Consider the following 25,322-nt stretch of genomic DNA (forward strand, 5'->3'; position numbering starts at 1 on the left):
GCGGATTCAGTGTCGTCAAAACGGGTGGGATCGCGGAATGCCTGTGTCAGCCTTGGACTTGCAGGTACAGCGCCTCGTACTGCTGCGCCGCATCCGCCCAGCCGAATCCCTGCTGCATGGCCCGGCTGCGCACGGTGGCCCAGTCGGCAGGCCGGCGGTGCAGGGCTGTGGCGCGGGCCGTGGCGGCGAGCAAGGCGGCGGCCGAGAAAGCGTCGAACACGACACCGGTCGCGACCGTGTCGATGGTGTCGAGCTGGGTGTCGACCACCGTGTCGGCCAGACCGCCGACCCGGCGCACGATGGGCAGCGTGCCGTATTTCAGCCCGTAGAGCTGCGTCAGCCCGCAAGGCTCGAAGCGCGAAGGCACGAGGATCGCGTCACTGCCGGCGATCAGGCGGTGGGCGAAGCGCTCGTCGTAGCCGATGCGCACGGCGATGGCGGTCGGCTGTGCAGCCGCGGCGTCGCGGAAGGCGGCTTCCATCCACGCGTCCCCGCTGCCGAGCATGGCGAACTGCCAGCCCTGCGCGACCAGGCCGGGCAGCGCCTGCAGCACGAGGTGCAGGCCCTTCTGCTCGGTCAGGCGGCTGACGATGCAGGCGATCGGCCGGTCCGGATCGACCGCCAGACCCAGCTCGCGCTGCAGCTCGGCCTTGCACGGCGCCTTGCCGGACAGGTCGGCGGTGTCGTAGGTTGCCGGCAGCAGCGCATCCGTGGCCGGATTCCAGACCGCGTCGTCCACCCCGTTCAGGATGCCGGACAGGTCGACCGCACGCGTGCGCAGCAGCCCGTCGAGCCCGCAGCCCTGCTCCGGCCCCTGGATCTCGGCCGCGTAGGTGGGGCTGACCGTGGTGAGGCGGTCGGCGTGGTAAAGCCCGCCCTTCATGAAGCCGAGCTGCCCGTGGAACTCGACCCCTTCCACGCCCCAGAACTGCGCCGGCAGCCCGAGTTCGGCGAAATGGTTGGCGGCAAAACAGCCCTGGTAGGCGAGGTTGTGGACCGTGAACACGCTGCCGGCGAGGTGCTGGTGGCGCGCCTGCTGCGCGGCCCGCAGGTAGACCGGCGCCAGTCCGGCGTGCCAGTCGTGGGCATGCAGGACAGCGGGGCTCCAGTACGGGTCCATTCCCTGCGCGAGTTCTGCGGCCACCCAGCCCAGCAGGCCGAAGCGCAGGTGGTTGTCGCCGTAAGCCTGCTGGTGGGCATCGGCATACGGGCCGCCGGGCCGGGCGTAGAAGCCCGGCGCGTCGATCACATAGGCCTCGACGTCCGCCGCGGACAGCCGTCCGTAGAGCAGCCGCGCACGGCCAGCGCCCCAGGACAGGCCCGCGGGCGGATAGAGATCGCAGACGATGACGGCATCCTCCAGCCCGGCCAGGATGGCGTCGAAGCCGGGCAGCAGCACACGGACCTCGTGCCCGCGGGCACGCAGTGCGGGCGGCAGCGCCCCGGCGACATCGGCCAGCCCGCCGGTCTTGAGCAGCGGGAAAATTTCGGCACAGACTTGAAGGACACGCATCGTCTCGGTTCCCGTGGCGGGGTTACAGGGCTTCCAGCATCTTGCGCGTGACCAGCACGACGCCGTTCTCGGAGCGGAAGAAGCGCTGGGCGTCCAGCACCGGGTCCTCACCGATCACGAGGCCGTCCGGCACGCGGCAACGGCGGTCGATGACCACCTTGTTCAGCCGGCAGCCGCGGCCGATGTGGACATCGGGCAGCACGACGGCTTCGTTGATCTCGCTGAACGAGCGCACCAGCACGTTCGAGAACAGCACCGAGTTGCGCACAGTCGCACCCGAGACGATGCAGCCACCCGAGACCAGGCTGTTGATCGCCTGACCCGTGCGGCCGATTTCCTCGTGCACGAACTTGGCCGGCGGGAGCTGTTCCTGGTAGGTCCAGATCGGCCAGTCCTTGTCGTACATGTTCAGCTCGGGCGTGGTCGTGGCCAGGTCCAGATTGGCGGCCCAGTAGGCATCGACCGTGCCGACATCGCGCCAGTAAGCGCGCGAGTACGGCGGGTTGGCCACCGCCGACATCGAGAACGGGTGCGCCAGCGCCTGCTGCTCCGCCACGGCGCGCGGGATCAGGTTCTTGCCGAAGTCGTGCTCGGAGTTCGGGTCGTTGGCGTCGTCTTCGAGCAGCTTGTAGAGGTACTCGGCCGTGAAGACATAGATGCCCATGCTGGCCAGCGAGACGTCCGGGTTGCCGGGCATCGGCGGCGGATCGGACGGCTTCTCGACGAACTCGATGATCGCGCGGTGTTCGTCGATGGCCATCACGCCGAAGCCCTTGGCCTCCTCGCGCGACACCTCGATGCAGCCGACCGTGACGCCCCGACCGCTGGCGGCGTGGTCGGCCAGCATGATCGAGTAGTCCATCTTGTAGATGTGGTCACCGGCCAGGATGACGATGTACTCGGGCGGCGTCGAGTTGCGGATGATGTCGAGGTTCTGGTAGATGGCGTCTGCCGTGCCGCGGTACCAGTGTTCTTCGGTCAGGCGCTGCTGCGCGGGCAGCAGGTCGACGAACTCGTTCATCTCGTTGCGCAGGAAGCTCCAGCCGCGCTGCAGGTGGCGCAGCAGCGAGTGGGACTTGTACTGCGTGATCACGCCGATGCGGCGCATCCCGGAGTTCATGCAGTTCGACAGCGCGAAGTCGATGATGCGGAACTTGCCGCCGAAGTGGACGGCCGGCTTGGCGCGGCGGTCGGTCAGGTCCTTCAGGCGCGAGCCGCGGCCGCCGGCCAGAACCAGGGCCAGCGTGCGGCGGGCGAGTGTGCGGCTTTCGGCCAGTCGGGTGATGTCCATGGGAGTCTCCTGTTCTTGGTGGGTGCAGATGCGCGAAATGCCGGGTGCTGACGTGGGAAACCGCGGGCTCAGGTGATGACGGTGGGCGCGTCCTGGCCGCTGAGGGCGCGGATGCGTGCCACGCGGTCGGCGATCAGGATGAGGTCGGCCAGCGCGTCCTGCGTCGGTTGGTCGTGCCGTGCAGGATCGGCCTCGTAGCGCTCCAGGTAGACGCGCAGCGTGGCCCCTTCGGTGCCGGTGCCCGAGAGGCGGAACACGACGCGCGCCCCACCCGCGAACAGCAGCCGCACGCCTTGCCGGCTCGACACCGAACCGTCGACCGGGTCGGTGTACGAGAAGTCGTCCGCCATCTCCAGCGTCAGTGCGCCGAACGACTGTCCGGACAGCGCCGGCAGTTGCGCCCGCAGCGCGGCCATCAGGGCGTCGGCCCGCTCGGTGGGGATGCCTTCCCAGTCGTGGCGCGAGTAGTAGTGGCGCCCGAAACGTGCCCAGTGCCCGCGCACCAGCGATTCGACCGACTCGCCGGTGGCCGCCAGCAGGTTGAGCCAGAACAGCACGGCCCACAACCCGTCCTTTTCGCGGACGTGGTTCGAGCCGGTGCCGTAGCTTTCCTCGCCGCACAGGGTGACGCGGTCCGCATCCAGCAGGTTGCCGAAGAACTTCCAGCCGGTCGGCGTCTCGTAGCTCGGGATGCCCAGCGCCTTGGCGACGGCGTCGGCCGCGCACGAGGTCGGCATCGAGCGCGCGATGCCCTTCAGGCCGGCGGCGTAGCCCGGCACCTTGGTGGCGTGGGCGGCCATCACGGCCAGGCTGTCCGAGGGCGTGACCACGAAGTCGCGGCCGAGGATCATGTTGCGGTCCGCATCGCCGTCGGACGCCGCGCCGAAATCAGGAGCGCCGGCGCCGGTCATGGCGGCGATCAGTTCGGTGGCGTGTGCCGGATTCGGGTCCGGGTGGTGGCCGCCGAAGTCCTCCAGCGGCTCGCCGTTGACCACGGTGCCCACTGGCGCGCCAAGCAGGCCTTCGAGTACGGCCTTGGCGTACGGGCCCCCCGCAGCGCACATCGTGTCCATGCGCATCCGGTTGCCGGCCGCGAACCAGGCGCGCATCGCGTCGAAGTCGAACAGCGTCTGCATCAGGTCCGCGTACAGCGCGACCGAGTCGATCACCTCGACCACCATGCCGTCCAGCGTGGTGGAGCCGAGCGTGTCGAGGTCCAGATCGGCGGTGTCCGCGGTGGTCTGGTAGGCGGTGAGTTCGGTGGTGCGCTGGTAGATCGCTTCGGTGATCTTCTCGGGCGCGGGGCCGCCGTTGCCGATGTTGTACTTGATGCCGAAGTCACCGTCCGGGCCGCCGGGGTTGTGGCTGGCCGACAGGATGATGCCGCCGTAAGCGGCGCGCTTGCGGATCACGGCGCTGGCCGCGGGCGTCGAGAGCAGTCCGCCCTGCCCCACCAGCACACGCCCGAAGCCGTTGGCGGCGGCCATGCGCAGGATGGTCTGCACGGCGACCCGGTTGTGGAAACGGCCATCGCCGCCGAGCACCAGCGTCTGACCGACGCGGTCCGGCAGGATGTCGAACAGCGACTGCACGAAGTTCTCGAGGTAGTGCGGCTGCTGGAAGACCGTGACTTTCTTTCGCAGGCCGGAGGTGCCGGGGCGCTGGCCGGCGAACGGCTGGGTGGTGACGGTCGTGGCGGACATGGGACAGGTCTCCTTCTTTTCAGTGGTGGGCGTTCCGTTCAGCGCGAACGCAGCATTAGCACGCTCCGTGCCGAACAGATCACCGTGGTATCAAGTGTGGCCGTGGATGTGGCGGTCGAGGGCTCGCCGCCTGTGCGCGCGCTGTCGAATGCCGGGTGCCAGTCGACACCCGCCGGGAGCCGGCAGCGCCGGTCGTCCGTTTCCGGGTTGAACACGAGCAGCACCTGCGGCCCGGTGGCCGCGTGCAGATGCACCAGCAGCGCGCGGTCGGAGGTCGAGCGCCAGTCGGCGGGCGCGAGGTGGTGGCCGTCCGGATGCAGCCAGACCACGTCGGTGCGGCCGTGCGCGTCGGGCTGGCCGGTGAGCCATTGCCCGATGCGCAGCGCCGGCGAGTCGCGGCGCAAGGCGAGCAGATGCTGCGCAGTGGCGAGCAGGTCCGCGTCCTGCCCGGCCCAGTCGAGCCACGACAGCGCGTTGTCCTGGCAGTAGGCGTTGTTGTTGCCTTGCTGGCTGTGGCCGATCTCGTCGCCGGCCAGCAGCATCGGCGTGCCCTGCGACAGCAGCAGCGTGGCCAGCAGCGCGCGCTGCAGCCGCAGCCGGAGTGCCCGGACCGCCGGGTCGGCCGTCTCGCCTTCCACGCCGCAGTTCCAGCTACTGTTGTGGTGGTGGCCGTCGCGGTTGTGCTCGCCGTTGGCGTGGTTGTGCTTGTGGTCGTAGCTGACGAGGTCGCGCAGCGTGAAGCCGTCGTGCGCGGTGATGAAGTTGACGCTTGCAGTGGGCTGGCGCCGGTCGTGGTGGAACTGGGCGCTGGAACCGGCGAAGCGGTGCGCGAACACGCCGCGGTCGCCCGCCCCCCGCAGCCACCAGGCGCGCAGGGTGTCGCGGTACTGGTCGTTCCATTCCGACCAGCCCGGCGGGAACCCACCCAGCTGGTAGCCGCCCGGGCCGATGTCCCACGGCTCGGCGATCAGCTTGGTGCGCGACAGCACCGGGTCCGACTGCAGCGCAGCGAAGAAGCCGGCCTCCGCACTGAACTGCCCGTCCCGTCCGCGCGCCATTACAGGCGCCAGATCGAAGCGGAAGCCGTCCACGCCATAGGTCTGCACCCAGTGCCGCAGCGAGCCCAGCACCAGCTCCACCACCCGCGGCTCGGCCAGGTTCAGGCAGTTGCCGCAGCCGGTCCAGTTGACGTAGCGGTCGCGCCGCTCGGCGTCCAGGTGGTAGTAGCGCGCATTCGCCAGCCCGCGCATCGACAGCGTCGGGCCGCATTCGTCGGTCTCGCCGGTGTGGTTGAAGACGACGTCGAGCACCACCTCCAGCCCCGCCGCGTGGGCGGCACGCACCAGGTCGCGGCATTCGGATTCGGGCGTGGTGCCGGGGCGGCCGCTCCAGTAGCGCGGCTCCGGCGCCAGGAAGGCGATGCTCGAATAGCCCCAGTGGTTGCTCAGGCCCTGCTGCTGCAGACGGGCTTCGTCCGCGCGCGCGTGCACGGGCAGCAGGCTCAGGCTCGTCACGCCCAGGCGCTGCCAGTGGTCGAGCATGGCGGGATGCGCGAGTGCCGCATAGCTGCCACGCAGCGCGGCGGGAATGTCCGGGTGCAGCTTCGTCGTCGAGCGGACGTGCAGCTCGCACAGCACGGTGCGGTCGGCGCTGCAGTGCGGGCGCTCCGCGTCGTCGACCACCGGCGCTGCTGGCAGCACGCGGGCCTTGAGCGCCACGGCGGCGTTGTCGCGGGTGTCGGGCAGGGCCGGATCGGCTTCGCTGTGGCCCAAGTACAGGCTCAGGTCGGCGTCCGGCATCCCGCCATAGCGACCGACCACGGACTTCGCCCACGGATCCAGCAGCACCTTGGCGGGGTTGAACCGGTGCCCCTGCGCGAGATTCCACGGACCGTGGACGCGCAGGCCATAAACCAGGCCTGCCACCGCGCCGACGAGGCAGCCATGCCAGACACCGTCGGTGCAGATGGGCAAAGCGTGCCGCGCCAGTTCCTGCGCGCCTTCCGCATCGAAGAGGCAGACCTCCAGCCGCGTCGCGTCCGGCGCCCAGACGGCGACGTTCACGCCCTCGGCTACCACCTCGGCACCCAGGGGCCACGGAAAACCAGGCGCCATCCGCATCAATCGCACACCAGCATCAGCGTCGCCAGCGGCGGCAGCGTGACCGTGATCGACTGCGCCTGGTCATGCCAGCCGATCGGCTCGCTGTGCATCAGGCCGTTGCCCACGCCGGAGCCGCCGTAGACCGACAGGTCGGTGTTGATCAGCTCGCGCCAGACCCCTGCGGTCGGCACGCCGATGCGCCAGCCGCGGTGCACCACCGGCGTCAGGCTGCTGATGACCACGACCCGCTGGCCGTTGGCCGCGCGGCGCTCGAAGATCAGCACCGAGTGCTCGGCGTCCGAGTGGCTGATCCAGGCAAAACCGTCCGGGCTGACGTCCTGCTGGTGCAGCGCCGGGTAGTGGCGCATCACGGCGTTCAGGTCGCGCACGAGGCGCTGCAGGCCGCGGTGCAGGGGCTGGTCGAGCAGGTGCCACGGCAGGCTGGCTTCGGCATTCCACTCGGTGTTCTGGCCGAACTCGCAGCCCATGAACAGCAGCTTCTTGCCCGGGTGGCCCCACATGAAGCCGTAGTAGGCGCGCAGGTTGGCGAACTTCTGCCACTCGTCGCCCGGCATCTTCTGCAGCAGCGAGCCCTTGCCATGCACCACCTCGTCGTGCGAGAGCGGCAGCAGGAAGTTTTCGCTGAAGGCGTACATCAGCGAGAAGCGGATCTGGTCGTGGTGGTACTTGCGGTAGAGCGGGTCACGCGCGAAGTAGCTCAGCGTGTCGTTCATCCAGCCCATGTTCCACTTGAAGTGGAAGCCGAGGCCGCCGGACTGCAGGTCGGGCGACGGGGGGCGCGTCACCATCGGGAAGGCGGTCGATTCCTCGGCCACGGTCATGGCCTCGGGGCGCTGCGTGCCGACGATGTGGTTGACGCGGCGCAGGAACTCGATGGCTTCCAGGTTCTCGCGGCCGCCGTCCTTGTTGGGGATCCACTCGCCATGCTTGCGGCTGTAGTCGCGGTAGAGCATCGAGGCCACCGCGTCCACGCGCAGCCCGTCGATGCCGTAGCGCTCGATCCAGTACAGCGCGTTGCCGACGAGGTAGTTGCGCACCTCGGCCCGGCCGAAGTTGTAGATCAGCGTGTTCCAGTCCTGGTGGAAGCCTTCGCGCGGATCGGCGTGTTCGTAGAGGTGCGTGCCGTCGAAGTTCGCCAGACCGAAGGCGTCGGTCGGGAAGTGCGCCGGCACCCAGTCGAGGATGACGCCGAGGCCAGCCTCATGCGCTGCATCGACAAACGCGCGGAAGTCCCACGGCGTGCCGAAACGCGAGGTCGGCGCATACAGGCCCGTCGGCTGGTAACCCCACGAGCCGTCGAATGGGTGCTCGTGGATCGGCAGCAGCTCGATGTGCGTGAAGCCCATGTCGCGCACATAGGGCACCAGCTGCTCGGCCAGATCGCGGTAGGTCAGCCACTCGCCTTCGGCATTGCGCTTCCAGGAGCCAAGGTGGACTTCGTAGATGGAGATTGGAGCGTCCAGCGCATTGGCGCGCTGGCGCTGTTCGCTGATGGCCACGCCGGGCAGCAGGCGCTGGACGACCGAGGCGGTCTGCGGCCGGATCTCGGCGCGGAAGGCGAATGGATCAGCCTTGGAGTGCACCGTACCGTCGACGCCGAGGATCTCGAACTTGTAGAGATCGCCCTCGCCCACCTGCGGCACGAAGACTTCCCACACGCCGCACTCGTGGCGCAGCCGCATCATGTGGCGGCGGCCGTCCCACTGGTTGAAGTTGCCGACCACCGACACGCGGCGTGCGCTCGGCGCCCAGACGGCGAAGCGCGTGCCGGCCACGCCGTCCACGGTGTTCAGGTGCGCGCCAAGCCACTCGTAGGGGCGGTGGTGCGTGCCTTCGGCGAGCAGGTAGATGTCGGCTTCGGTGATGAGTGCGGGGAAGCGGTACGGGTCGTCCAGCTCGGTCGTGTGGGGCGGCTGACCGTCATGGGCGCGCCACTGCACGCGCAGGCGGTAAGCGAACGGGTTGCGCCGGCGCGGCACGGCGCCGGTGAACAGGTCGCTGTCGCCTTGCCGCGTCAGCTCGCACAGGCAGCGGTCCAGCGCGTCCAGCAGCTCGACCTTGTCCGCCGTCGGCAGCAGCGCGCGCACCACCAGCGCCGTGCCGGTGTGGTGCATGCCGAGCACGGCAAACGGGTCGCCGTGGTCGGCGCGCATCAGCGCGGCCAGCGTGTCGGCATCCACCTGACCGATGTCTGGCGCAACCTTCTTCTCCGGGGCCTTGCGGGCGGGGGTCTTTGCTGCAGGAGTCTTGCTCGCCATGGTTCAGGTCTCGCTCAGTGTTCGGTGTGGGACGACTGTGAACACAGCGCGCCGAAGGGGGAAAGGATCAGGCGGGCGCTTGCCCCGTCGATGTGCGCTCCGCTCAGCGGGGCTGCGGCGTCGATCGTGGCGGACTGCCAGCCGGGCGGCAGCGCAAGCGCCACCTCGGTGCCGCTGAAGTTGAACGCGAGCAGCCGGCGCTCGGTGCCGAGCGTGCGCTCGAACAGCAGCACGGCGTCGCTTCCGGCGTCGAGGAAGCGCAGGTCGCCAGCACGGAGCACCGCCGAAGCGCGCCGCCAGGCCAGCAGCGCACGCGTGGCGTGCAGCACCGAGCCGGCATCAGCCTCCTGCACATCGACCGCGATCGCGCGCTGTGGTGCGGACACCGGCAGCCACGGCTCGACGGGCGAGAAACCGCCCTGCGTGTCCTCGGCCACCCAGGGCATCGGTGTGCGGCAGCCGTCGCGGCCCTTGAACTCGGGCCAGAAGGCCATGCCGTATGGGTCCTGCAGGCGCTCGAAGGGAACGTCCGCTTCCGGCAGGCCCAGCTCCTCGCCCTGGTACAGGCAGACGCTGCCTCGCAGGCTCAGCAGCATCGACAGCAACATGCGCGCCTGCCTGGGATCCGCCTGCCCGGTCGTCGACCAGCGGGTGGCGATGCGCGGCACATCGTGGTTGGACAGCGCCCAGCAGCCCCAGCCGCCGGTGCGGGCGATTTCGCGCTCCAGTGCCTCGACTTCGCTGCGCAGGTGGGCGGGCGAGCTGCGGCTGGTCAGCAGGCTGAAGCTGTAGGCCATGTGCAGGCGTTTTCCGGCCTCGGTGTAGTCGGCCATGATCGGCGGGGAATGCTCGTCGCCGACCTCGCCGATGCTGGCGGCACCGAACGCATCGAGCACACCACGCAGGCGCTCCAGGAACACGAGGTTCTCCGGCTGGCTCTTGTCGAAGAGGTGCCGCTGCATCGCGTAGGGGTTGTCGGCGCGCACGGTGCTGACGTCGCCGCCATCGGCTGGCGGGTTGTCGCGCAGCAGCGCGTCGTGCACTTGGTGGTTGCAGGCGTCGAAGCGGAAGCCATCCACGCCCTTCTCGCACCAGAAACGCACCTCGCCCAGCACGGCGTTCTGCACCGCGGGGTTGTGGAAGTTCAGGTCGGGCTGCGAGGTGAGGAAGCTGTGCAGGTAGTACTGCCGCCGGCGCGTGTCCCACTGCCAGGCCGAGCCGCCGAAGACGCTGAGCCAGTTGTTGGGCGGCGTGCCGTCCGGCTTCGCATCGGCCCAGACGTACCAGTCGTGCTTCGGGTTGTCGCGGCTGAGGCGGCTTTCCTGGAACCAGGCGTGCTGGTCGGAGGTGTGCGAGAGCACCTGATCGATCATCACGCGCAGGCCGAGCTGGTGCGCGCGGGCCAGCAGTGCGTCGAAATCGGCCAGCGTGCCGAACAGCGGATCAACATCGCGGTAGTCCGAGACGTCGTAGCCGAAGTCCTTCATCGGACTCTTGAAGAAGGGCGAGATCCAGATGGCATCCACGCCGAGCGCAGCGACGTAGTCCAGTCGGGCCGTGATGCCGGGCAAGTCGCCGACACCGTCTGCATTGCTGTCCTGAAAACTGCGGGGGTAGATCTGGTAGATGACCGCGCCGCGCCACCAATCCGCCTGGTTTTGCATGTATTTCGCCATGCAAACCATCTTGCCATGTAACCGCGCTGGAACCCAGCCCGATGAAATCCCTCGGATCGCAGGCCCAGCCGGGAGGCTGGCAGGCCTCAGGCTGTCGGTGTCACTCGGCGGAATCGTCGGTGTCGGTCAGATCGTCGTCGACCATGCCGGCGTCGACGCTGCGGTCATACAGCTCCAGATCGCTGAGCGCGTGCGGGATCAGCGGCTTGTCCAGCGGGCGGCAGATCCGGCGCTGCAGATGCTGCAGCCGCTCGGAGCATTCCATGGCGGCCAGAACGTCCTGTGCGTTGATCATCAGGGCGAAGGGGTGGCTGACGTGCTGCTGAGCGTTCATGTGGTTCTCCTGCGATCCGGAGAGGATCGATGGAGTGACTTTAAGGACGCGCCGTCACCCTGCCCATTGGAGAACCGGCAAAACCGGTGTCGGAATCAGGATGACGCCAGCGTCGGTGATCGATCACCCATTCAGGGGGGTGACGGCGACACTGGTACCGGCTTGATGCGCACCGCCCGGAGCACCCCAGCCACCAGCAGCGCGATGCCGGCCAGGGTCAGCGCATCGGGCCAGACACCGCGCAGCAGCAAGGCATAGCCCAGCGCCGAGAGCGTCTCGAAGACGATGAGTTGCCCGACCAGCGCCGTGGGCACGCGCTGGCTGGCCTCGTTCCAGCAGAGCGTGCCGACCCAGGACGCCAGAAGCCCGACGGCGAGCATCAGCAGGACGTAGCGCTGCGGGGTCGGACCGAGGGGCATCGACAGCCCGGGGTCGCCGCCGAACGCACTCCAGAGCCAGAGCGCGCCGTAGCCCAGCACCGCCAGTGGCAGCGTCACCAGCCCCTGTGCCGTCGCCCAGCTGCGTGGGTTGCGGTCCGCGTGCGCGCGCAACCAGTCGGCATTGCGCATCGGATACCAGGTCCAGCACACCACCGCGCCCACCGCCAGCAACAGGCCGCTGCCATAGCGCGCGAGGTCGAAATCGCGCTCTGCACGCAGGTGCTGCAGTTCCACCTGGTTCACGCAGGCGATGCCCGCCGCGATCAGGCCCAGCGAGGGCAGCAGCTTCATCCACGGTAGCCGGCCGTCACGCCGTGCATCGCGCAGGTTGGAGCTGATCGCGATCACGACCGGCAAGGTCCCGATCACCATCGTCGGCAGCGGCCCGCCCGCGCGCTGGATGGCGGCGGCCAGACACAGGTAGTAGAGGAAATTGCCGACCGCCGAGAGCTTGAGCGCCTCCAGCCAGTCCGCTGGCGCGAACTCCCGCAGACGGGCCCGGTCGAACCAGCCCAGCGGCAGCGCCACCAGCCCGAAGGCCAGATAGCGCCCGCAGGTCAGCAGCGCGGCCGAATACTGCGGCAGCAGCAGCGGCGCAACGAACACCAGCCCCCAGACCAGCCCCGCGAGCAGGGCGAAGGCAACGCCCAGCGCCATGGGTGCGGGGCTCCGTTCACTGCTTCACGCAGTCGACGTAGTAGCGGTGCTGGCCGCCACCGATGTCCTCTTCGACCAGACCGTGCACGTCGGTGTGGAAGCCGGGGAAGCGGTCGTTGAATTTGCGGGTGAAGCGCAGGTAGTCGCAGATCTTCTTGTTGAAGCGCTCGCCCGGGATGAGCAGCGGGATGCCCGGCGGGTACGGCGTCAGCAGCGAGGTGGTGATGCGGCCTTCGAGCTGGTCGATCTCCACCCGCTCCGTCTTGCGGTGGGCGATGTAGGCGTAGGCCTCGCTCGGCTTCATCGCCGGGTGCAGGTCCGACAGGTACATCTCGGTCGTCAGGCGCGCGATGTCGCCTTCGGCATAGGCCTCGTGGATCTGCTGGCAGAGGTCGCGCAGGCCCATGCGCTCGTACATCGGGTACTTGGCGGCGAACTCGGGCAGGACACGCCAGATCGGCTGGTTGCGGTCGTAGTCGTCCTTGAACTGCTGCAGCGCGGTCAGCAGCGTGTTCCAGCGGCCCTTGGTGATGCCGATGGTGAACAGGATGAAGAACGAATAGAGGCCGGTCTTCTCCACCACCACGCCGTGTTCGGCGAGGAACTTGGTGACGATCGAGGCCGGGATGCCCGTCTTGTCGAAGGAGCCGGACATGTTCAGCCCGGGCGTGATGATGGTCGACTTGATCGGGTCGAGCATGTTGAAGCCCGGTGCCAGATCACCGAAGCCGTGCCAGGTCTCGTTGGCTTCCAGGATCCAGCCGTCCGAGTGGCCCATGCCGTCGGCGGCCAGTGCTTCCGGACCCCAGACCTTGAACCACCAGTCCAGGCCGAACTCGTCCTCGACCTTGCGCATGGCGCGGCGGAAATCCAGCGCTTCCTTGATGCTTTCCTCGACCAGCGCCGTGCCGCCCGGAGGCTCCATCATGGCCGCAGCGACGTCGCACGAGGCGATGATCGCGTACTGCGGGCTGGTGGAGCTGTGCATCAGGTAGGCCTCGTTGAAGAGGTGGCGGTCGAGCTTCTGCTCCTGCGCGTCCTGCACCAGCACCTGCGAGGCCTGGCTGATGCCGGCCAGCAGCTTGTGGGTCGACTGCGTGGCGTAGACCATCGCCTGCTTCGGACGCGCGCGGTTCTTGCCCATCGCATGGTACGAGCCGTAGAAACGGTGGAACGCGGCGTGCGGCAGCCAGGCTTCGTCGAAATGCAGCGTGTCGATCCAGCCGTCCAGCATCCCCTTGATGGTTTCGGTGTTGTAGAGCACGCCGTCGTAGGTGCTCTGCGTCAGCGTCATGATGCGCGGCTTGACGGTCTTGACATCGACGCCCGCCAGCAGCGGATTGCGCGCGATCTTGGCCTCGATGGCTTCGCGGGTGAACTCGCTCTGCGGGATCGGGCCGATGATGCCGTAGTGGTTGCGCGTCGGCGTCATGAACACGGGGATCGCGCCGGTCATGATGATCGCGTGCAGGATCGACTTGTGGCAGTTGCGGTCCACCACCACGATGTCGTCTGGCGCCACCGTGTGGTGCCACACCATCTTGTTGGACGTGGACGTGCCGTTGGTGACGAAGAAGCAGTGGTCGGCGTTGAAGATGCGCGCGGCGTTCTTCTCGCTGGCCGCGACCGGGCCGGTGTGGTCGAGCAGCTGGCCGAGTTCTTCCACCGCGTTGCACACGTCGGCGCGCAGCATGTTCTCGCCGAAGAACTGGTGGAACATCTGGCCGACCGGGCTCTTCAGGAAGGCGACGCCGCCGGAGTGCCCCGGGCAGTGCCACGAGTAGGAGCCGTCCTGGGCGTAGTCCATCAGCTCCTTGAAGAACGGCGGGGCCAGTCCATCGAGGTAGCTCTTGGCCTCGCGGATGATGTGACGCGCCACGAACTCGGGCGTGTCCTCGAACATGTGGATGAAGCCGTGCAGCTCGCGCAGGATGCTGTTGGGGATGTGCTGCGAGGTGCGCGTCTCGCCGTAGATGTAGATCGGGATGTCCGTGTTGCGGAACCGGATTTCCTCGATGAACTTGCGCAGGTTCAGCACCGCCGGATCCAGTTCGGGGCCGGGGGTGAACTCCTCGTCGTCGATCGACAGGATGAAGGCGCTGGCGCGGCTCTGCTGCTGTGCGAACTGGCTCAGGTCGCCGTAGCTGGTGGCGCCCAGAACCTGGAACCCTTCCTTCTCGATCGCCTGCGCGAGCGCGCGGATGCCCAGACCGGAGGTGTTCTCCGAACGGTAGTCCTCATCGATGATGACGATGGGAAAGTTGAAACGCTGCATGCGGGCGACTCCGAGACCTGTGAACTGAACGATGGAAAACCGCGAAGTGTAGGGCCAGCCGGAGTCGCCGCCATGACGGCGTCTGCGCGGGCGGCGTCAGACCAGCGGGACACCCGTCTTGGAGGCAATTTCCTCGAGCGTCACGTCCGGTGCCATCTCCACGACCTGGAGGCCGGCGGGGGTGACATCGAACACGCCAAGGTCCGTGATGATCCTGTCCACCACGCCCACGCCGGTCAGCGGCAGCGTGCAGGCGGGCAGGATCTTCAGGTCGACCGTGCCGTCCTTCTTCTTCGCGACGTGTTCCATCAGCACGATGACGCGCTTGACGCCGGCGACCAGGTCCATCGCGCCGCCCATGCCCTTGACCATCTTGCCCGGGATCATCCAGTTGGCCAGATCGCCCTTGTCGGTCACCTGCATCGCGCCCAGGATCGACAGGTTGATCTTGCCGCCGCGGATCATCGCGAAGCTGTCGTGGCTGCCGAAGATCGACGAGCCCTTCATCGTGGTGACGGTCTGCTTGCCGGCGTTGATCAGGTCGGCGTCCACCTCGTCCTCATAGGGGAAGGGGCCGATGCCCAGCATGCCGTTCTCGCTCTGCAGCCACACTTCGACGTGGTCGGGCACGTGGTTGGCCACCAGCGTCGGGATGCCGATGCCGAGGTTGACGTAGAAGCCGTCCTGCAGTTCTTGCGCCGCGCGGGCGGCCATCTGGTCTTGCGTCCATGCCATGGTGTGTGCTCCTTACTTGCGGTCGCGGGTCGTGCGCTTCTCGATGCGCTTCTCGGGGGTCGCGTTCACCACGATGCGGTGCACGTAGATGCCCGGCAGGTGCACGTCGTCCGGCGCGATCTCGCCGGTCGGCACGATGCGTTCCACCTCGACCACGCAGATCTTGCCGGCCATCGCGACGGCCGGATTGAAGTTGCGCGCCGTCTTGTTGAAGCGCAGGTTGCCGGACATGTCGGCCACATCCGCCTTGACCAGCGACAGCTCGGGCATCAGCGCCCGCTCCATCACGTAGACCTCGCCGTCGAACTCGCGCAGTTCCTTGCCCTCGGCCACCAGCGTGCCGACACCGGTCTTGGTGAAGAACGCGGGGATGCCGGCGCCACCGGCGCGCAGCTTCTCGGCCAGCGTGCCCTGGGGCGTGAATTCCAGCTCCAGCTCGCCAGCCAGGTACTGGCGCTCGAACTCCTTGTTCTCGCCCACGTAGCTGGAGATCATCTTCTTGATCTGGCGCGTGTTGAGCAGCTTGCCCAGGCCGAAGCCGTCGACCCCGGCGTTGTTGGAGATGGCGGTCAGGTTCTGCACGCCACTGGCCGCCAGCGCGTCGATCAGCGCCTCGGGGATGCCGCACAAACCGAAACCACCCACCGCGATCAGTTGACCGTCCCGGACGATGCCTTCGAGCGCGGCTGCGGCGCTCGGGTAAACCTTGTTCATATGCAGACTCTCCGCAAATTTCCGACGCTGCACTGTAATACCTAAGGCCTTACGTAGGGGGTACGTAGAATTGAGTAATGGTTGCACTCGATCTCGACTACCGCACGGCCTTCGACCTCGCTCCGGTCGGGCTGATCCTGTCGCGCCACCGCCTGATGGTGGACTGCAACCAGCACGTGCTGGCCATGTTCGGCGCGCAGCGGGCGCAGCTCGTCGGGCAGAGCTTCGAGGTGCTCTACCCCAGCCACGCCGAGTTCGAGCGCACCGGCGCCCGCATCGCCGCCAGCCTGGATGTGACCGGCCGCTACGCCGATGACCGGGTGATGAAGCGGCTGAACGCGCCAGCGGGTCAGGACGCGCTCTTCTGGTGCCACGTGTCGGGGCGGGCGCTCGATCCGGCCGACCCGCACGCGGCCGGCATCTGGTCCTTCGACGACCTCTCCGCCAAGCGCCAGATCAAGGCCGAGCTGACCCCGCGCGAGCGCGAGATCGCCGCGCTGCTGGTCGAGGGCCTGACCAGCAAGCTGATCGGGCGGCGCCTGGGCATCAGCCCGCGCACGGTCGATGTCTACCGGGCGCGGCTGATGCGCAAGTACGAGGCAGCGACCACGCCGGAGCTGGTCAACAAGCTGCTGAGTGTCTGAACGTGTGAACCGTCAGAGCGCGGGCGCGTCGATCGCCTCCTGACCCCGTCCCAGCGGCGAGCGCGGAATCTTGGCGGGCACCGCGAATGGCACCGGCGCCGGGCCACCGCGCGACTTCGGCGGGACCGGCACCGGCGCGCTCTTGGGCACCGAGAAGCCGGTTGCCAGCACTTTCTTCGCGACTTCGTAGTAACGCAGGCGCTCCTCCCAGCCGGTGTAGCCACCATTGATGCGCCGGGTGATCTCGCGGTAATCCTGCAACTCCGCCAGCGCATTCAGCCCGTTCGTGCGCCAGAACATGCCCGCGGCCGACAGACCGATACCCGGCTTCGCGACCAGCTCCGGCTTGCCGACCAGGTCCAGCCCCAGCAGGTCGCCGTAGCGCTTGTAGTTGGCGCGGCCAGTGACCTGGATCGGCCCCCTGCCCTTGTAGCGTTTGCCGTCGCCGGCTTTGGTATTGCCGAGCCGGGTCGCCAGCGTGCTCGGCGGCTCGTAGCGCAGCTGCTGCGCGGTCGGGCCCCAGAGTTCTTCCATGTACTTGAACTCGCCGGATTCGTGCGCGAGCTGACCGAGGAAGGCCGCAGCACGCAGCCGGTTGCTGATCGTGTAGGTCTGCATCGTCTGGTTCAGCGCGGGCAGAAACAGTGCGCGCCGTGCAGCCGGCATGTTGGGCATGATCGCGGCGAGTTGGGCGTCGGTCAGCATGGGAGTCTCCAATGGCAATCACGATGGGTGTGGCGCTGCACCTTGCCGTGTCTGGCCGACGGACACAAGTTGCCCGGGTCATCCGGCAGGCGTCGACAGGTTCTATTTTGTAACTGGACAACAAAGCGACAAGGAGACCGGCCATGAAAGCCATCTACATCACGGGCCACGGAGGCAACGAAGTGGTCGCCATCGGCGAGCGGCCGATGCCCGAGCGCCGCCGCGGCGAGGTGCTGGTGCGCATGAAGGCGGCCACGCTCAACCGCGTCGACCTCTACATGCGCGACAGCGGCGCCGGCATCACGCACCAGTTGCCGCAGACGATGGGGCTGGACGGCGCCGGCCTCGTCGAAGCGGTGGACGACGACGAGCCGCTGCTGAAGGTGGGCCAGCCGGTCGTGCTGCACCCCGGCCTGTCCTGCGGGCGCTGCGAGTTCTGCCTGCGCGGCCAGGGCGTGCTGTGCACCTCGGTCCGCTATCTGGGCGAACACCGCGACGGCACGCTCGCCGAGTTCGTCAGCCTGCCGGCGTCCAATGTCTTCCCCAAGCCGGCAGCGCTCGACTGGGCCGAGGCCGCCGCGCTCGGCGTCAACCACCTCACCGCCTGGCGGATGCTGTTCACCAAGGCGCAGCTCAAGCCCTGGGAGACGGTGCTGATCTTCGGCGTCGGGGGCGGCGTGTCGCTGGCGGCCCTGCAGCTGGTGAAGATGACTGGTGCCACCGCGATCGTCACCTCGCGGGACGACGACAAGCTGCAGCGCGCCCTCGCCCTGGGCGCTGACCACGCGGTCAACGGCGCCAAGGAAGACATCGCCCGCCGCGTGCTGGCGCTGACGGGTGGCCGTGGCGTGGATGTGGTGTTCGAGAACGTCGGGGCCGCCGTCTGGTCCAGCGCGATGAAGTCGCTGGTGCGCGGCGGCCGCCTCGTCACTTGTGGCGCCACCACAGGCGACCAGCCCGGGGCCGACCTGCGCCGGCTGTTCATCCGCCAGTTGCAGATCATGGGCTCGACGCTGGGCGACCTGAGCGAGTTCCGCGACCTGCTGCAGGTGTGCGAGCGCGGCCTGATCCGGCCGATCATCGACCGCCGCTACGGGCTGGACGATGCGCACGCCGCGCTGGACCGGCTGGAGTCCGGCGCGCAGTTCGGCAAGGTGGCGATCGAGATCGCCTGACGCCCTGCCCCGCTGGCCGCGCGGCGGTCAGCGCATGTAGTGGCAGCTGTAACCGCCGGGATGCTTGATCAGGTAGTCCTGGTGGTAGCCCTCCCCGACCCACCACTGGGTGAACGGCGCGAGCTGCGTCACGATCGGTCGCGGCCACAGGCCCGATGCGTTCACGCGCTCGACCGCCGACTGGGCCGCTGCCCGTTGCGCATCGCTGGTGTGGAAGATCGCCGAGCGGTACTGCGTGCCCCGGTCATTGCCCTGGCGGTCGGGCGTGGACGGGTCGTGCATCCGGAAGAAGTGGTGCACGAGCAGGTCCTCCAAGGCCAGCACCGCCGGGTCGAACACGATCTTCACCGCCTCGGCGTGGCCGGATTTGGAGTCGTGCGTGTCGTCGTAACGCGGGTTTTCCAGCCAGCCGCCGGTGTAGCCGACTTCCGTGTCGACCACGCCCGGAATGCGGCGCAGCAGGTCTTCCATGCCCCAGAAACAGCCGCCGGCGAGGTAGGCGGTTTCCAGCGGGCGGTCAGTGGCCGTGGTGGCGGTAGTGGCAGAAGCCGGATCGGTCATGGTCAATTTCTCCTGGAGGTCAACACCATCGAGCACCATCAGTCGGTGCAGCGCCTGCGTTCTTACACCGCGGCCGCCGAAGGCGTCGGCACAGGGGTTTTCGCCGCACCACCCGTGAGCAGCGCGATCAGGTTGTCGGCGGCCAGATCGGCCATGGCCAGGCGCGTCGGCAGGCTGGCGCTGGCGATGTGCGGGGTCAGCACGACGTTGGGCACCTCCAGCAGCGCGGGGTGGACCGACGGCTCGCCCTCGAACACATCGAGCGCGGCTGCGGCCAGCCGGTTCGACCTCAGGGCCATCGCCAGCGCGGCGTCGTCCACCACGCCACCGCGGGCGATGTTGGTCAGTGTGGCGGTCGGTTTCATCTGCGCCAGTTCCGCCGCGCCGATCAGGTGGTGGGACGCGGGGCCATAGGGCACGACGATGACCAGGTGGTCGGCCTCGGCCAGCAGCTCGGCCTGCGGGACCCAGCGGGCACCGATCGGTGCTTCGGCCTCGGGCGCCAGCCGGGAGCGGTTGTGGTAGATCACGTTCATGCCGAAACCGAGCGCGCCGCGCCGCGCGATGGCCTGCCCGATCCGGCCCATGCCCAGGATGCCGAGCGTGGCGCCATGGATGTCCGCGCCGACGAAGAAGTCTGGCGCCCACTTGCTCCACGCACCGCTGCGCAGGAAACGCTCGCTCTCGGTGATGCGCCGTGCCGCCGCCATCATCAGCGCGAAGCCGAAATCGGCGGTCGTCTCGGTCAGCACGTCTGGCGCGTTGGTCACCGTGATGCCGCGCGCGTGGCAGGCCGCCACGTCGATGTTGTTGTAGCCGACGGCCATCGAGCACACGGCCTTCAGGTCCGGGCAGGCGGCGACCAGCGTGGCATCGATCGGCTCGCCGGTGGTGACGAAGACACCCTGCTTGCCCTGCAGGCGGGCGATCAGGTCGTCGCGGCTCCAGAGCGTGTCGGCGTCGTTGGTCTCGACGTCGAAGTGGGCGGCCAGTCGCTCCACCACCGAGGGGAACAGGCGGCGTGCGACGAGGACAGCGGGTCGGGTCATGTGGGATTCTTTCTGTGTTGATCTGCGATGCCGTTCAGCGGAAACAGCGGCGGATCCCCCAGCGGCGTGAGCGAGCCGCCGGCCACCGTGTAGAGCGCCTTGACATCCTCCCCGCCCTAAAGGACGGGGATTCCTCCTGCGAGACGCGCATGCCCGCGCGCGGCGATGTTCTTGGCTGCGGTCAGCAGCACGATGAACGGCAGGCCCCACCAGACCGACAGCGTCGCGCCGTCGATTTCGGCCGCCTGGGACAGCAGCGGCGTGGCGCTCAAGATGGCCGCGACCGGCCAGCGCATGGAATTGCGCTGGGGCATGGGGACTCGGCTCATTCGTGGAAGGTGGTGAACGCGCTCACCGGGGCGCGTTCGGTGACCAGCGTGTTCTCCACGGCATCCGGATCGGCAAACCCGAGCGCCATGCCGCAGACCACCATCTCGTGCGCGCCGAGGCCGAGGTGTTCGGCGATCAGGCGGTGGTACTGCGTGAACGCGGCTTGCGGGCAGGTGTCGAGACCGCGGCCGCGGGCGGCGACCATGATGTTTTCCAGGAACATGCCGTAGTCGAGCCAGGAGCCCTGCTGCATCACGCGGTCGATGGTGAAGACCAGGCCGACCGGGGCGTCGAAGAAGGTGTAGTTGCGGCCATGCTGGCGGTGCATCCCGGCCTTGTCGGTCTTGGCGAGGCCCAGCAGGCCGTACAGGTCCCAGCCGACCTTGCGGCGGCGGTCGATGTAGGGCGACTGCCACTGGGTCGGGTAGTAGGCGTATTCCTCGGTGTGGGTGGCGGCGACGGCCGGGTCGTTGTGCGCGGCCAGGATGCTGGCGCTGAGGGCGTCCCGCGACGCGCCGGTCAGCACGTGGACCTTCCACGGCTGCGTGTTGGTGCCCGACGGTGCCCGCGAGGCGACCCGCAGGATGTCCTCGATGGTGTCGCGCGCCACGGGGGTCGGCAGGTAGGCGCGCAGCGAGCGGCGGGAGGTGATGGCATCGTCCACGGCGGCGCGGCGCTGGTCGTCGGTGAGCATGGGGTGGCTTTCAATTGGAGTGGTGCGGCGCATTATTTGCGCGATGCAGCATGGCAGGCACCTCGGGTTTGCCGGGATTGTCCGGGTGGCCGGCCCGCCATGCAGCCAGCGCCTCGCGGTAGGTCTGCAACTGCACGGCCACCGTGTCCTCGATGACATGGCCATAGCCACCGCCCATCGTCAGCACGACCGGGATGCCGCGCGACCGGCAAGCTGCGAAGACCCGCCGGTCCCGCTCGGCCATGCCGGCGGCGGTGATTTTCAGGCGACCGAGGCGGTCACCCTCGTGCGGATCGGCGCCGGCCTGGAAGAAGACGAGGCCCGGCGGCTCGTCTGCGTGGTGCTGCCAGAGCTGCGCCAGCGCGTCGTCGAGTGCGGCCAGATACGGCGCGTCGGTGCAGCCGTCCGGCAGGTCGACGTCCAGATCGCTGGGCACCTTGCGGAACGGGAAGTTCTTGGCGCCGTGCATCGACAGCGTGTAGACCGTCGGGTCGTCGCGGAAGATGGCGGCGGTGCCGTTGCCCTGGTGGACGTCCAGATCGATCACCGCGACCCGCAGCACGCTGCGGTGCTTCCGGAACCACTCGGCCTGCATCAGCCGCGCGGCGACGGCGAGGTCATTGAAGACGCAGAAGCCGCTGCCGGTGTCCGCGCTGGCGTGGTGGGTGCCACCGGCGAGGTTGGCGGCAAGGCCCTCGCGCAGCGCGTCGCGGGCCGCACTGACCGTGGCGCCGACCGAGCGGCGTGCGCGTTCGGCCATGGCGGGCGACCAGGGAAAGCCGATCTCGCGTTGCTGGGCCGCGCTGAGGCCGCCGTGCAGGACCGCGTCGATGTAGCTGGGAGTGTGGACCAGTGCAAGCTCCCCCTCGCTGGCCGCTTCCGCTTGCGCCAGGCGCACTTCGGGCAGCTCGGCCAGGATCGCGTCGCGCAGCAGGCGGTATTTCTGCATCGGGAAACGGTGTCCGGACGGCAGAGGGAGTACAAAATGGTCGGCGTAGTAGGCGCGCATCGCGACATTGTGACCAAGGCTTGATTCAGCCGTCTGGCGCCCCTATAGTCACATATTGTTGCAATGCAGCAATGAAACGCCTGTGACTTGAACATAACCCCAAGTCCACCGCCACTGGAGACCCCACCATGCTGACCCCCGAACAATTTGCTGCCGCCAACAAGGCCAACCTGGACGCGCTGGTTGAACTCGCCCGCAAGAGCTTCGAGGGCGTCGAAAAGCTGGTCGAGTTGAATCTGCAGGCTGTGCGCGCTGCAATGGGCGACTCGGTGGAGCAGTCCAAGGCCCTGCTGGCCGCCAAGGATCCGCAGGCCCTGGCCGCGCTGCAAGCCGACCTGGTGCAACCGGCGGCCGAAAAGGCCACTGCCTACAGCCGGCAGGTCTATGACATCGCCACCAGCACGCAGTCGGAGGTGTCGAAACTGGTCGAGTCGCAGATGGTGGCGGCGCAGGAAAAGATCCTGGGACTGGTCGATGCCGCCGTGAAGAACGCGCCGGCCGGCGGCGAGGAATCGCTGGCGATGATCAAGCAGGCGGTGACGGCGGCCAACGGCGCGCTGGCCAATGTCCAGCAGGCCGCCAAGCAGGCGCTCAACGTGGCGGAAACCAATTTCGAGGCCATGAACCAAGCCGTCCGCAAGAAATGATGCGGTCGCGGTCGATGAGAAGTTTTTTACGAGCTGTCGATTGAACTTTTGCCATCCGACCTGATCTGTCCGGGTGCGTGTGGTTCTCTTCGGACCATGCGCGACTGGTTGTCTCCTCGGTACCTATCGAAAGAATGCTTTCAGGTACCTTCAATCCCGGTGGTGATCCCATCGGGTTTTTTTTGAGCCTGTCCATGCCCTCCATCCGCCTTGTTCTTCTCGGGCTGCTGTCCGCCTGTGCATTCGCCACCGCGACCACCGTGCACGCCCAGACCGTCACCGTGAGCGCGCCCTGGGTGCGTGCCACCGTGGCAGAACAGAAGTCCACTGGCGCTTTCATGAAGCTGCAGGCCTCGACGCCGGTGCGACTGGTCGAGATCCGCTCGAGCATGGCCGGTGTCGTGGAACTCCACGAGATGGCCATGGACGGCGACATGATGCGGATGCGCGCCGTCAGCGGGCTGGATCTGCCGGCTGGCAAGGCGGTCGAACTCAAGCCCGGCGGCTACCACGTCATGCTCATGGACCTGAGGCAGCCCATCAAGGCGGGCGACACGGTGCCGCTCACGCTGGTCCTCGAAGGCCGGGACAAGCAGCGCTCGATGGTCGAGGTCAAGGCGATCGCGCAACCCATGGGTGCTGCCGGTTCGATGTCCGGCCACATGCATTGAGCAGCCATGGCAGTCCTGGATTTTGTCACTTAGAGGTTGCGATCTAATTCATGCTGCGTCGCAACATGAATGCTTGCAATTGCGCAGTCAGTCCCTATACTGTGAATCATGCTGCAGTGCAGCAAAGCCGGGTCCACCGGCCACCTCTTCCCACAAAAGGACTGCTCACCATGATGAACGCTGACCAAATCTCCGCCGCTGCCCAATCCAATCTGGACTCCGTTGTTGCTCTGGGCCAGAAGGCCTTCGGTGGCGTCGAAAAGCTGGTGGAACTGAACCTGCAAACCGCCCGCGCTGCACTGGACGAGTCCGCTGCCAACGCCAAGGCCCTGCTGTCGGTCAAGGACGCACAAGGCTTCGCCGCCCTGCAATCCAGCGTGCTGCAGCCGGCCGCTGAAAAGGCCACCGCCTACAGCCGCCAGGTCTATGAAATCGCTGCTGCCACGCAAGCCGACATCAGCAAGCTGTTCGAAGGCCAAGTCGCCGCTTCGCAGCAATCGGTGCAAGGTTTCGTGGAAGCCGCTCTGAAGAACGCCCCCGCCGGCAGCGAAAGCGCCGTCGCGTTCATGAAGCAAGCCATGACCGCCAGCTCCACCGCGATGGAATCGGCCCAGAAGGCTGCCAAGCAAGCCGTCAGCGCCGCTGAAGCCAACATCCAGTCGATGACCAAGGTTGTCTCCAAGGCCGCCTGATTTTTCAGGATGTGTCTTTGGTGCGGGGCCGGCAACGGCCTTCGCACTACCCGACCCGGCGCTGACCACGCCGGGTCTTTTTGTTTTCTGGTCCGGTTTCCGCTCCGGTGTTCAGGCCCGCTTCAAACCGCGCCCCACCACCGCCGCGGACACGATGCCCAGCGTCATCGCCGCCGCCGCGCCATAGAAGATGACCGGCGCCATGCCGCGGTCGAGCAAGACACCGAACACCGGTGCCGCCAGCGCGAAGCCGGCGTCCAGCCCTGAATACACCGTGCCGTAGACCCGCCCGGTCGCGCCCGGCGGGGCTGCGCGCTTGATCAGCATGTCGCGCGAAGGTCCGGCCAGCCCCGTCCCGATGCCCGCAAGCGCCGCCGCGGCGACTGAGGCCATGCCGGACAGCCAGCCCGTGCCCGCCAGCAGCAACAACACCGCCGACAGGGCCATCGCCGCCGCGATCGTGCGCTCCAGGCGCGCCACCCGCGGCACCAGAAAGCCCCCGATCACCATGCCCACGGCCCCGCACAGCATGTAGCCGGTCACCACGTAGGCGGTGGACGATGCCGGGAGGCCGTAGATCTTGCCCAGCGCGGGACTGGCGAAACTCTGGATCGCGGTCAGCGCCGCAGTCGTCCAGAAGAAGAACGAGAAGCACATCCACACCGACGGCAGGCGCAGGAAGGCCATTGGATGTTCGTCGGCCAGCGCGGGATCATCCTTGGCGCCGGCACGCTGGTGCGACCAGGCGCCCTGCCGGTCGTCGATGGCGGCGCGGTTCAGGAACAGCAGCCCGAGCACGAGGACTGCGACCAGCGCCGAGCCCAGATACGCCGCCCGCCACGTTCCAAACGCCGAAGACAGCCCGATCAGGAACACCGGCGCCGCCGCCCAGCCCAGGTTGCCGCTGATGCCGTGGACCGAAAAGGCGTGCCCCAGCCGCTGCGGCGACACCCGCTTGTTCAGGATCGTGAAATCCACCGGATGGAACGGCGCATTGCCCAGCCCCGCCAGCGCCGCGGCCAGCATCAGCCCGCCATAGCCTTGCGCCACCGCGCCCGCCAGCGACGCGGCGATGAAACTGCCCATCGCCGCATACAGCACCGGGCGTGCGCCGACCTTGTCCACCAGGAAGCCGGACAGCGCCTGCCCGATCCCCGAGATCACGAAGAACACCGTCACCAGCAGCCCGAGTTCCGAATAGCTCAGCCCGAAGTCGCGGATGAACAGCGGGAACAGCGGCGGCAGCAGCAGGTGGTGGAAGTGCGAGGTGCCGTGGGCCAGCCCGATCAGGCCGATGGTGGAGACATCGCGGCGCGCCCGGGCGCGGTCGTCGTCCGCCGCAGTGGCGGCGTTCGAGGGCAAGGTGGTGGAGTGCATCCGGGCACTGTAGAGGCGCCGCCCGCGTCCGGGTTACGATAGAACGACA

The 25,322-nt window shown here is 67.9% G+C and carries 23 protein-coding genes; 5 read left to right on the forward strand and 18 right to left on the reverse strand.

From position 1 onward, the window contains the following. Positions 1-46: 46 nt before the first annotated feature. The 11 genes from glgA to AABN02_RS10810 all read right to left on the reverse strand — a co-directional run bounded on the left by glgA (position 47) and on the right by AABN02_RS10810 (position 15,719). On the reverse strand, positions 47-1,513 hold the full coding sequence (gene glgA, locus AABN02_RS10760) for a glycogen synthase GlgA (protein WP_338414932.1): 1,467 nt from the start codon (positions 1,511-1,513) through the stop codon (positions 47-49). 22 nt (positions 1,514-1,535) lie between these two features. Beyond that, entirely contained in the window at positions 1,536-2,804 is a 1,269-nt protein-coding gene (glgC, locus tag AABN02_RS10765; protein WP_338414933.1) for a glucose-1-phosphate adenylyltransferase, read from the reverse strand. Positions 2,805-2,872: 68 nt separating this feature from the next. Continuing rightward, the gene (locus AABN02_RS10770) at positions 2,873-4,507 is read right to left on the reverse strand and encodes an alpha-D-glucose phosphate-specific phosphoglucomutase (protein ID WP_338414934.1); all 1,635 of its coding nucleotides are present in this window, start codon (positions 4,505-4,507) and stop codon (positions 2,873-2,875) included. A gap of 38 nt (positions 4,508-4,545) precedes the next feature. Beyond that, positions 4,546-6,627 (reverse strand): glycogen debranching protein GlgX, encoded by a 2,082-nt coding sequence (glgX, locus tag AABN02_RS10775; RefSeq protein ID WP_338414935.1) that lies wholly within the window; start codon positions 6,625-6,627, stop codon positions 4,546-4,548. Then, positions 6,627-8,783 (reverse strand): 1,4-alpha-glucan branching protein GlgB, encoded by a 2,157-nt coding sequence (gene glgB / locus AABN02_RS10780; protein WP_338415068.1) that lies wholly within the window; start codon positions 8,781-8,783, stop codon positions 6,627-6,629. Before glgB ends, glgX begins: the two co-directional genes overlap by 1 nt. 119 nt (positions 8,784-8,902) lie before the next feature. After that, positions 8,903-10,564: an alpha-glucosidase family protein gene (locus tag AABN02_RS10785; protein ID WP_338414936.1), complete on the reverse strand. Its 1,662-nt coding sequence runs from the start codon at positions 10,562-10,564 to the stop codon at positions 8,903-8,905. Between the two features lie 100 nt (positions 10,565-10,664). Continuing rightward, positions 10,665-10,898: a hypothetical protein gene (locus AABN02_RS10790; protein ID WP_338414937.1), complete on the reverse strand. Its 234-nt coding sequence runs from the start codon at positions 10,896-10,898 to the stop codon at positions 10,665-10,667. 131 nt (positions 10,899-11,029) lie between these two features. Further along, positions 11,030-11,995 (reverse strand): DMT family transporter, encoded by a 966-nt coding sequence (locus tag AABN02_RS10795; protein ID WP_338414938.1) that lies wholly within the window; start codon positions 11,993-11,995, stop codon positions 11,030-11,032. 16 nt (positions 11,996-12,011) lie between these two features. Further along, on the reverse strand, positions 12,012-14,270 hold the full coding sequence (locus AABN02_RS10800; RefSeq protein ID WP_338414939.1) for an arginine/lysine/ornithine decarboxylase: 2,259 nt from the start codon (positions 14,268-14,270) through the stop codon (positions 12,012-12,014). A 96-nt stretch (positions 14,271-14,366) separates the two neighbouring features. Further along, the gene (locus tag AABN02_RS10805; RefSeq protein WP_338414940.1) at positions 14,367-15,005 is read right to left on the reverse strand and encodes a 3-oxoacid CoA-transferase subunit B; all 639 of its coding nucleotides are present in this window, start codon (positions 15,003-15,005) and stop codon (positions 14,367-14,369) included. Between the two features lie 12 nt (positions 15,006-15,017). Beyond that, positions 15,018-15,719 (reverse strand): CoA transferase subunit A, encoded by a 702-nt coding sequence (locus AABN02_RS10810; protein ID WP_338414941.1) that lies wholly within the window; start codon positions 15,717-15,719, stop codon positions 15,018-15,020. A gap of 77 nt (positions 15,720-15,796) precedes the next feature. Here AABN02_RS10810 and AABN02_RS10815 point away from each other — a divergent pair, with 77 nt between their 5' ends. Beyond that, positions 15,797-16,363, forward strand: coding sequence for a LuxR C-terminal-related transcriptional regulator (locus tag AABN02_RS10815; RefSeq protein WP_338414942.1), 567 nt, complete (start codon positions 15,797-15,799; stop codon positions 16,361-16,363). A gap of 12 nt (positions 16,364-16,375) precedes the next feature. On the opposite strand, the gene AABN02_RS10820 is transcribed toward AABN02_RS10815, so the two are convergent. Beyond that, positions 16,376-17,068, reverse strand: coding sequence for a glycoside hydrolase family 19 protein (locus AABN02_RS10820; protein WP_338414943.1), 693 nt, complete (start codon positions 17,066-17,068; stop codon positions 16,376-16,378). A gap of 143 nt (positions 17,069-17,211) precedes the next feature. Between AABN02_RS10820 and AABN02_RS10825 the strand changes: the two genes are divergently transcribed. After that, positions 17,212-18,243, forward strand: coding sequence for a zinc-binding dehydrogenase (locus AABN02_RS10825; RefSeq protein ID WP_338414944.1), 1,032 nt, complete (start codon positions 17,212-17,214; stop codon positions 18,241-18,243). 27 nt (positions 18,244-18,270) lie between these two features. Here the strand turns inward: AABN02_RS10825 and msrA are convergent, their stop codons facing one another. From msrA to AABN02_RS10850, 5 genes are all read right to left on the reverse strand, one after another. Further along, on the reverse strand, positions 18,271-18,804 hold the full coding sequence (gene msrA / locus AABN02_RS10830) for a peptide-methionine (S)-S-oxide reductase MsrA (RefSeq protein WP_338414945.1): 534 nt from the start codon (positions 18,802-18,804) through the stop codon (positions 18,271-18,273). A 62-nt stretch (positions 18,805-18,866) separates the two neighbouring features. After that, positions 18,867-19,853: a D-glycerate dehydrogenase gene (locus tag AABN02_RS10835; RefSeq protein ID WP_338414946.1), complete on the reverse strand. Its 987-nt coding sequence runs from the start codon at positions 19,851-19,853 to the stop codon at positions 18,867-18,869. 116 nt (positions 19,854-19,969) lie between these two features. Then, entirely contained in the window at positions 19,970-20,167 is a 198-nt protein-coding gene (locus AABN02_RS10840; protein WP_338414947.1) for a hypothetical protein, read from the reverse strand. 11 nt (positions 20,168-20,178) lie between these two features. Beyond that, a complete protein-coding gene (locus tag AABN02_RS10845) occupies positions 20,179-20,877 on the reverse strand; it encodes a nitroreductase (protein WP_338414948.1) in 699 nt (232 codons plus the stop codon). A 10-nt stretch (positions 20,878-20,887) separates the two neighbouring features. Then, positions 20,888-21,886: a histone deacetylase gene (locus AABN02_RS10850; protein WP_338414949.1), complete on the reverse strand. Its 999-nt coding sequence runs from the start codon at positions 21,884-21,886 to the stop codon at positions 20,888-20,890. 128 nt (positions 21,887-22,014) lie between these two features. Here AABN02_RS10850 and AABN02_RS10855 point away from each other — a divergent pair, with 128 nt between their 5' ends. The 3 genes from AABN02_RS10855 (at position 22,015) to AABN02_RS10865 (ending at position 23,896) form a co-directional block, all read left to right on the forward strand. Then, positions 22,015-22,533: a phasin family protein gene (locus tag AABN02_RS10855; RefSeq protein WP_338414950.1), complete on the forward strand. Its 519-nt coding sequence runs from the start codon at positions 22,015-22,017 to the stop codon at positions 22,531-22,533. Positions 22,534-22,727: 194 nt separating this feature from the next. Next, a complete protein-coding gene (locus tag AABN02_RS10860) occupies positions 22,728-23,204 on the forward strand; it encodes a copper chaperone PCu(A)C (protein ID WP_338414951.1) in 477 nt (158 codons plus the stop codon). 170 nt (positions 23,205-23,374) lie between these two features. Then, positions 23,375-23,896, forward strand: coding sequence for a phasin family protein (locus AABN02_RS10865; protein ID WP_338415069.1), 522 nt, complete (start codon positions 23,375-23,377; stop codon positions 23,894-23,896). A gap of 111 nt (positions 23,897-24,007) precedes the next feature. Here the strand turns inward: AABN02_RS10865 and AABN02_RS10870 are convergent, their stop codons facing one another. Further along, on the reverse strand, positions 24,008-25,273 hold the full coding sequence (locus tag AABN02_RS10870) for an MFS transporter (protein WP_338414952.1): 1,266 nt from the start codon (positions 25,271-25,273) through the stop codon (positions 24,008-24,010). Positions 25,274-25,322: the final 49 nt, after the last annotated feature.

Origin of the sequence: uncultured Sphaerotilus sp. (assembly GCF_963924895.1) — a bacterium.
GTDB lineage: Bacteria > Pseudomonadota > Gammaproteobacteria > Burkholderiales > Burkholderiaceae_C > Sphaerotilus.

Excerpts from the sequence above, each read along its gene's own strand:
- glgA (WP_338414932.1), bottom strand. The coding sequence starts at position 1,513 with ATGCGTGTCCTTCAAGTCTGTGCCGAAATTTTCCCGCTGCTCAAGACC.
- glgC (WP_338414933.1), bottom strand. The coding sequence starts at position 2,804 with ATGGACATCACCCGACTGGCCGAAAGCCGCACACTCGCCCGCCGCACG.
- AABN02_RS10770 (WP_338414934.1), bottom strand. The coding sequence starts at position 4,507 with ATGTCCGCCACGACCGTCACCACCCAGCCGTTCGCCGGCCAGCGCCCC.
- glgX (WP_338414935.1), bottom strand. The coding sequence starts at position 6,627 with ATGCGGATGGCGCCTGGTTTTCCGTGGCCCCTGGGTGCCGAGGTGGTA.
- glgB (WP_338415068.1), bottom strand. The coding sequence starts at position 8,783 with ATGCGCGCCGACCACGGCGACCCGTTTGCCGTGCTCGGCATGCACCAC.
- AABN02_RS10785 (WP_338414936.1), bottom strand. The coding sequence starts at position 10,564 with ATGGCGAAATACATGCAAAACCAGGCGGATTGGTGGCGCGGCGCGGTC.
- AABN02_RS10790 (WP_338414937.1), bottom strand. The coding sequence starts at position 10,898 with ATGAACGCTCAGCAGCACGTCAGCCACCCCTTCGCCCTGATGATCAAC.
- AABN02_RS10795 (WP_338414938.1), bottom strand. The coding sequence starts at position 11,995 with ATGGCGCTGGGCGTTGCCTTCGCCCTGCTCGCGGGGCTGGTCTGGGGG.
- AABN02_RS10800 (WP_338414939.1), bottom strand. The coding sequence starts at position 14,270 with ATGCAGCGTTTCAACTTTCCCATCGTCATCATCGATGAGGACTACCGT.
- AABN02_RS10805 (WP_338414940.1), bottom strand. The coding sequence starts at position 15,005 with ATGGCATGGACGCAAGACCAGATGGCCGCCCGCGCGGCGCAAGAACTG.
- AABN02_RS10810 (WP_338414941.1), bottom strand. The coding sequence starts at position 15,719 with ATGAACAAGGTTTACCCGAGCGCCGCAGCCGCGCTCGAAGGCATCGTC.
- AABN02_RS10815 (WP_338414942.1), top strand. The coding sequence starts at position 15,797 with ATGGTTGCACTCGATCTCGACTACCGCACGGCCTTCGACCTCGCTCCG.
- AABN02_RS10820 (WP_338414943.1), bottom strand. The coding sequence starts at position 17,068 with ATGCTGACCGACGCCCAACTCGCCGCGATCATGCCCAACATGCCGGCT.
- AABN02_RS10825 (WP_338414944.1), top strand. The coding sequence starts at position 17,212 with ATGAAAGCCATCTACATCACGGGCCACGGAGGCAACGAAGTGGTCGCC.
- msrA (WP_338414945.1), bottom strand. The coding sequence starts at position 18,804 with ATGACCGATCCGGCTTCTGCCACTACCGCCACCACGGCCACTGACCGC.
- AABN02_RS10835 (WP_338414946.1), bottom strand. The coding sequence starts at position 19,853 with ATGACCCGACCCGCTGTCCTCGTCGCACGCCGCCTGTTCCCCTCGGTG.
- AABN02_RS10840 (WP_338414947.1), bottom strand. The coding sequence starts at position 20,167 with ATGCCCCAGCGCAATTCCATGCGCTGGCCGGTCGCGGCCATCTTGAGC.
- AABN02_RS10845 (WP_338414948.1), bottom strand. The coding sequence starts at position 20,877 with ATGCTCACCGACGACCAGCGCCGCGCCGCCGTGGACGATGCCATCACC.
- AABN02_RS10850 (WP_338414949.1), bottom strand. The coding sequence starts at position 21,886 with ATGCGCGCCTACTACGCCGACCATTTTGTACTCCCTCTGCCGTCCGGA.
- AABN02_RS10855 (WP_338414950.1), top strand. The coding sequence starts at position 22,015 with ATGCTGACCCCCGAACAATTTGCTGCCGCCAACAAGGCCAACCTGGAC.
- AABN02_RS10860 (WP_338414951.1), top strand. The coding sequence starts at position 22,728 with ATGCCCTCCATCCGCCTTGTTCTTCTCGGGCTGCTGTCCGCCTGTGCA.
- AABN02_RS10865 (WP_338415069.1), top strand. The coding sequence starts at position 23,375 with ATGATGAACGCTGACCAAATCTCCGCCGCTGCCCAATCCAATCTGGAC.
- AABN02_RS10870 (WP_338414952.1), bottom strand. The coding sequence starts at position 25,273 with ATGCACTCCACCACCTTGCCCTCGAACGCCGCCACTGCGGCGGACGAC.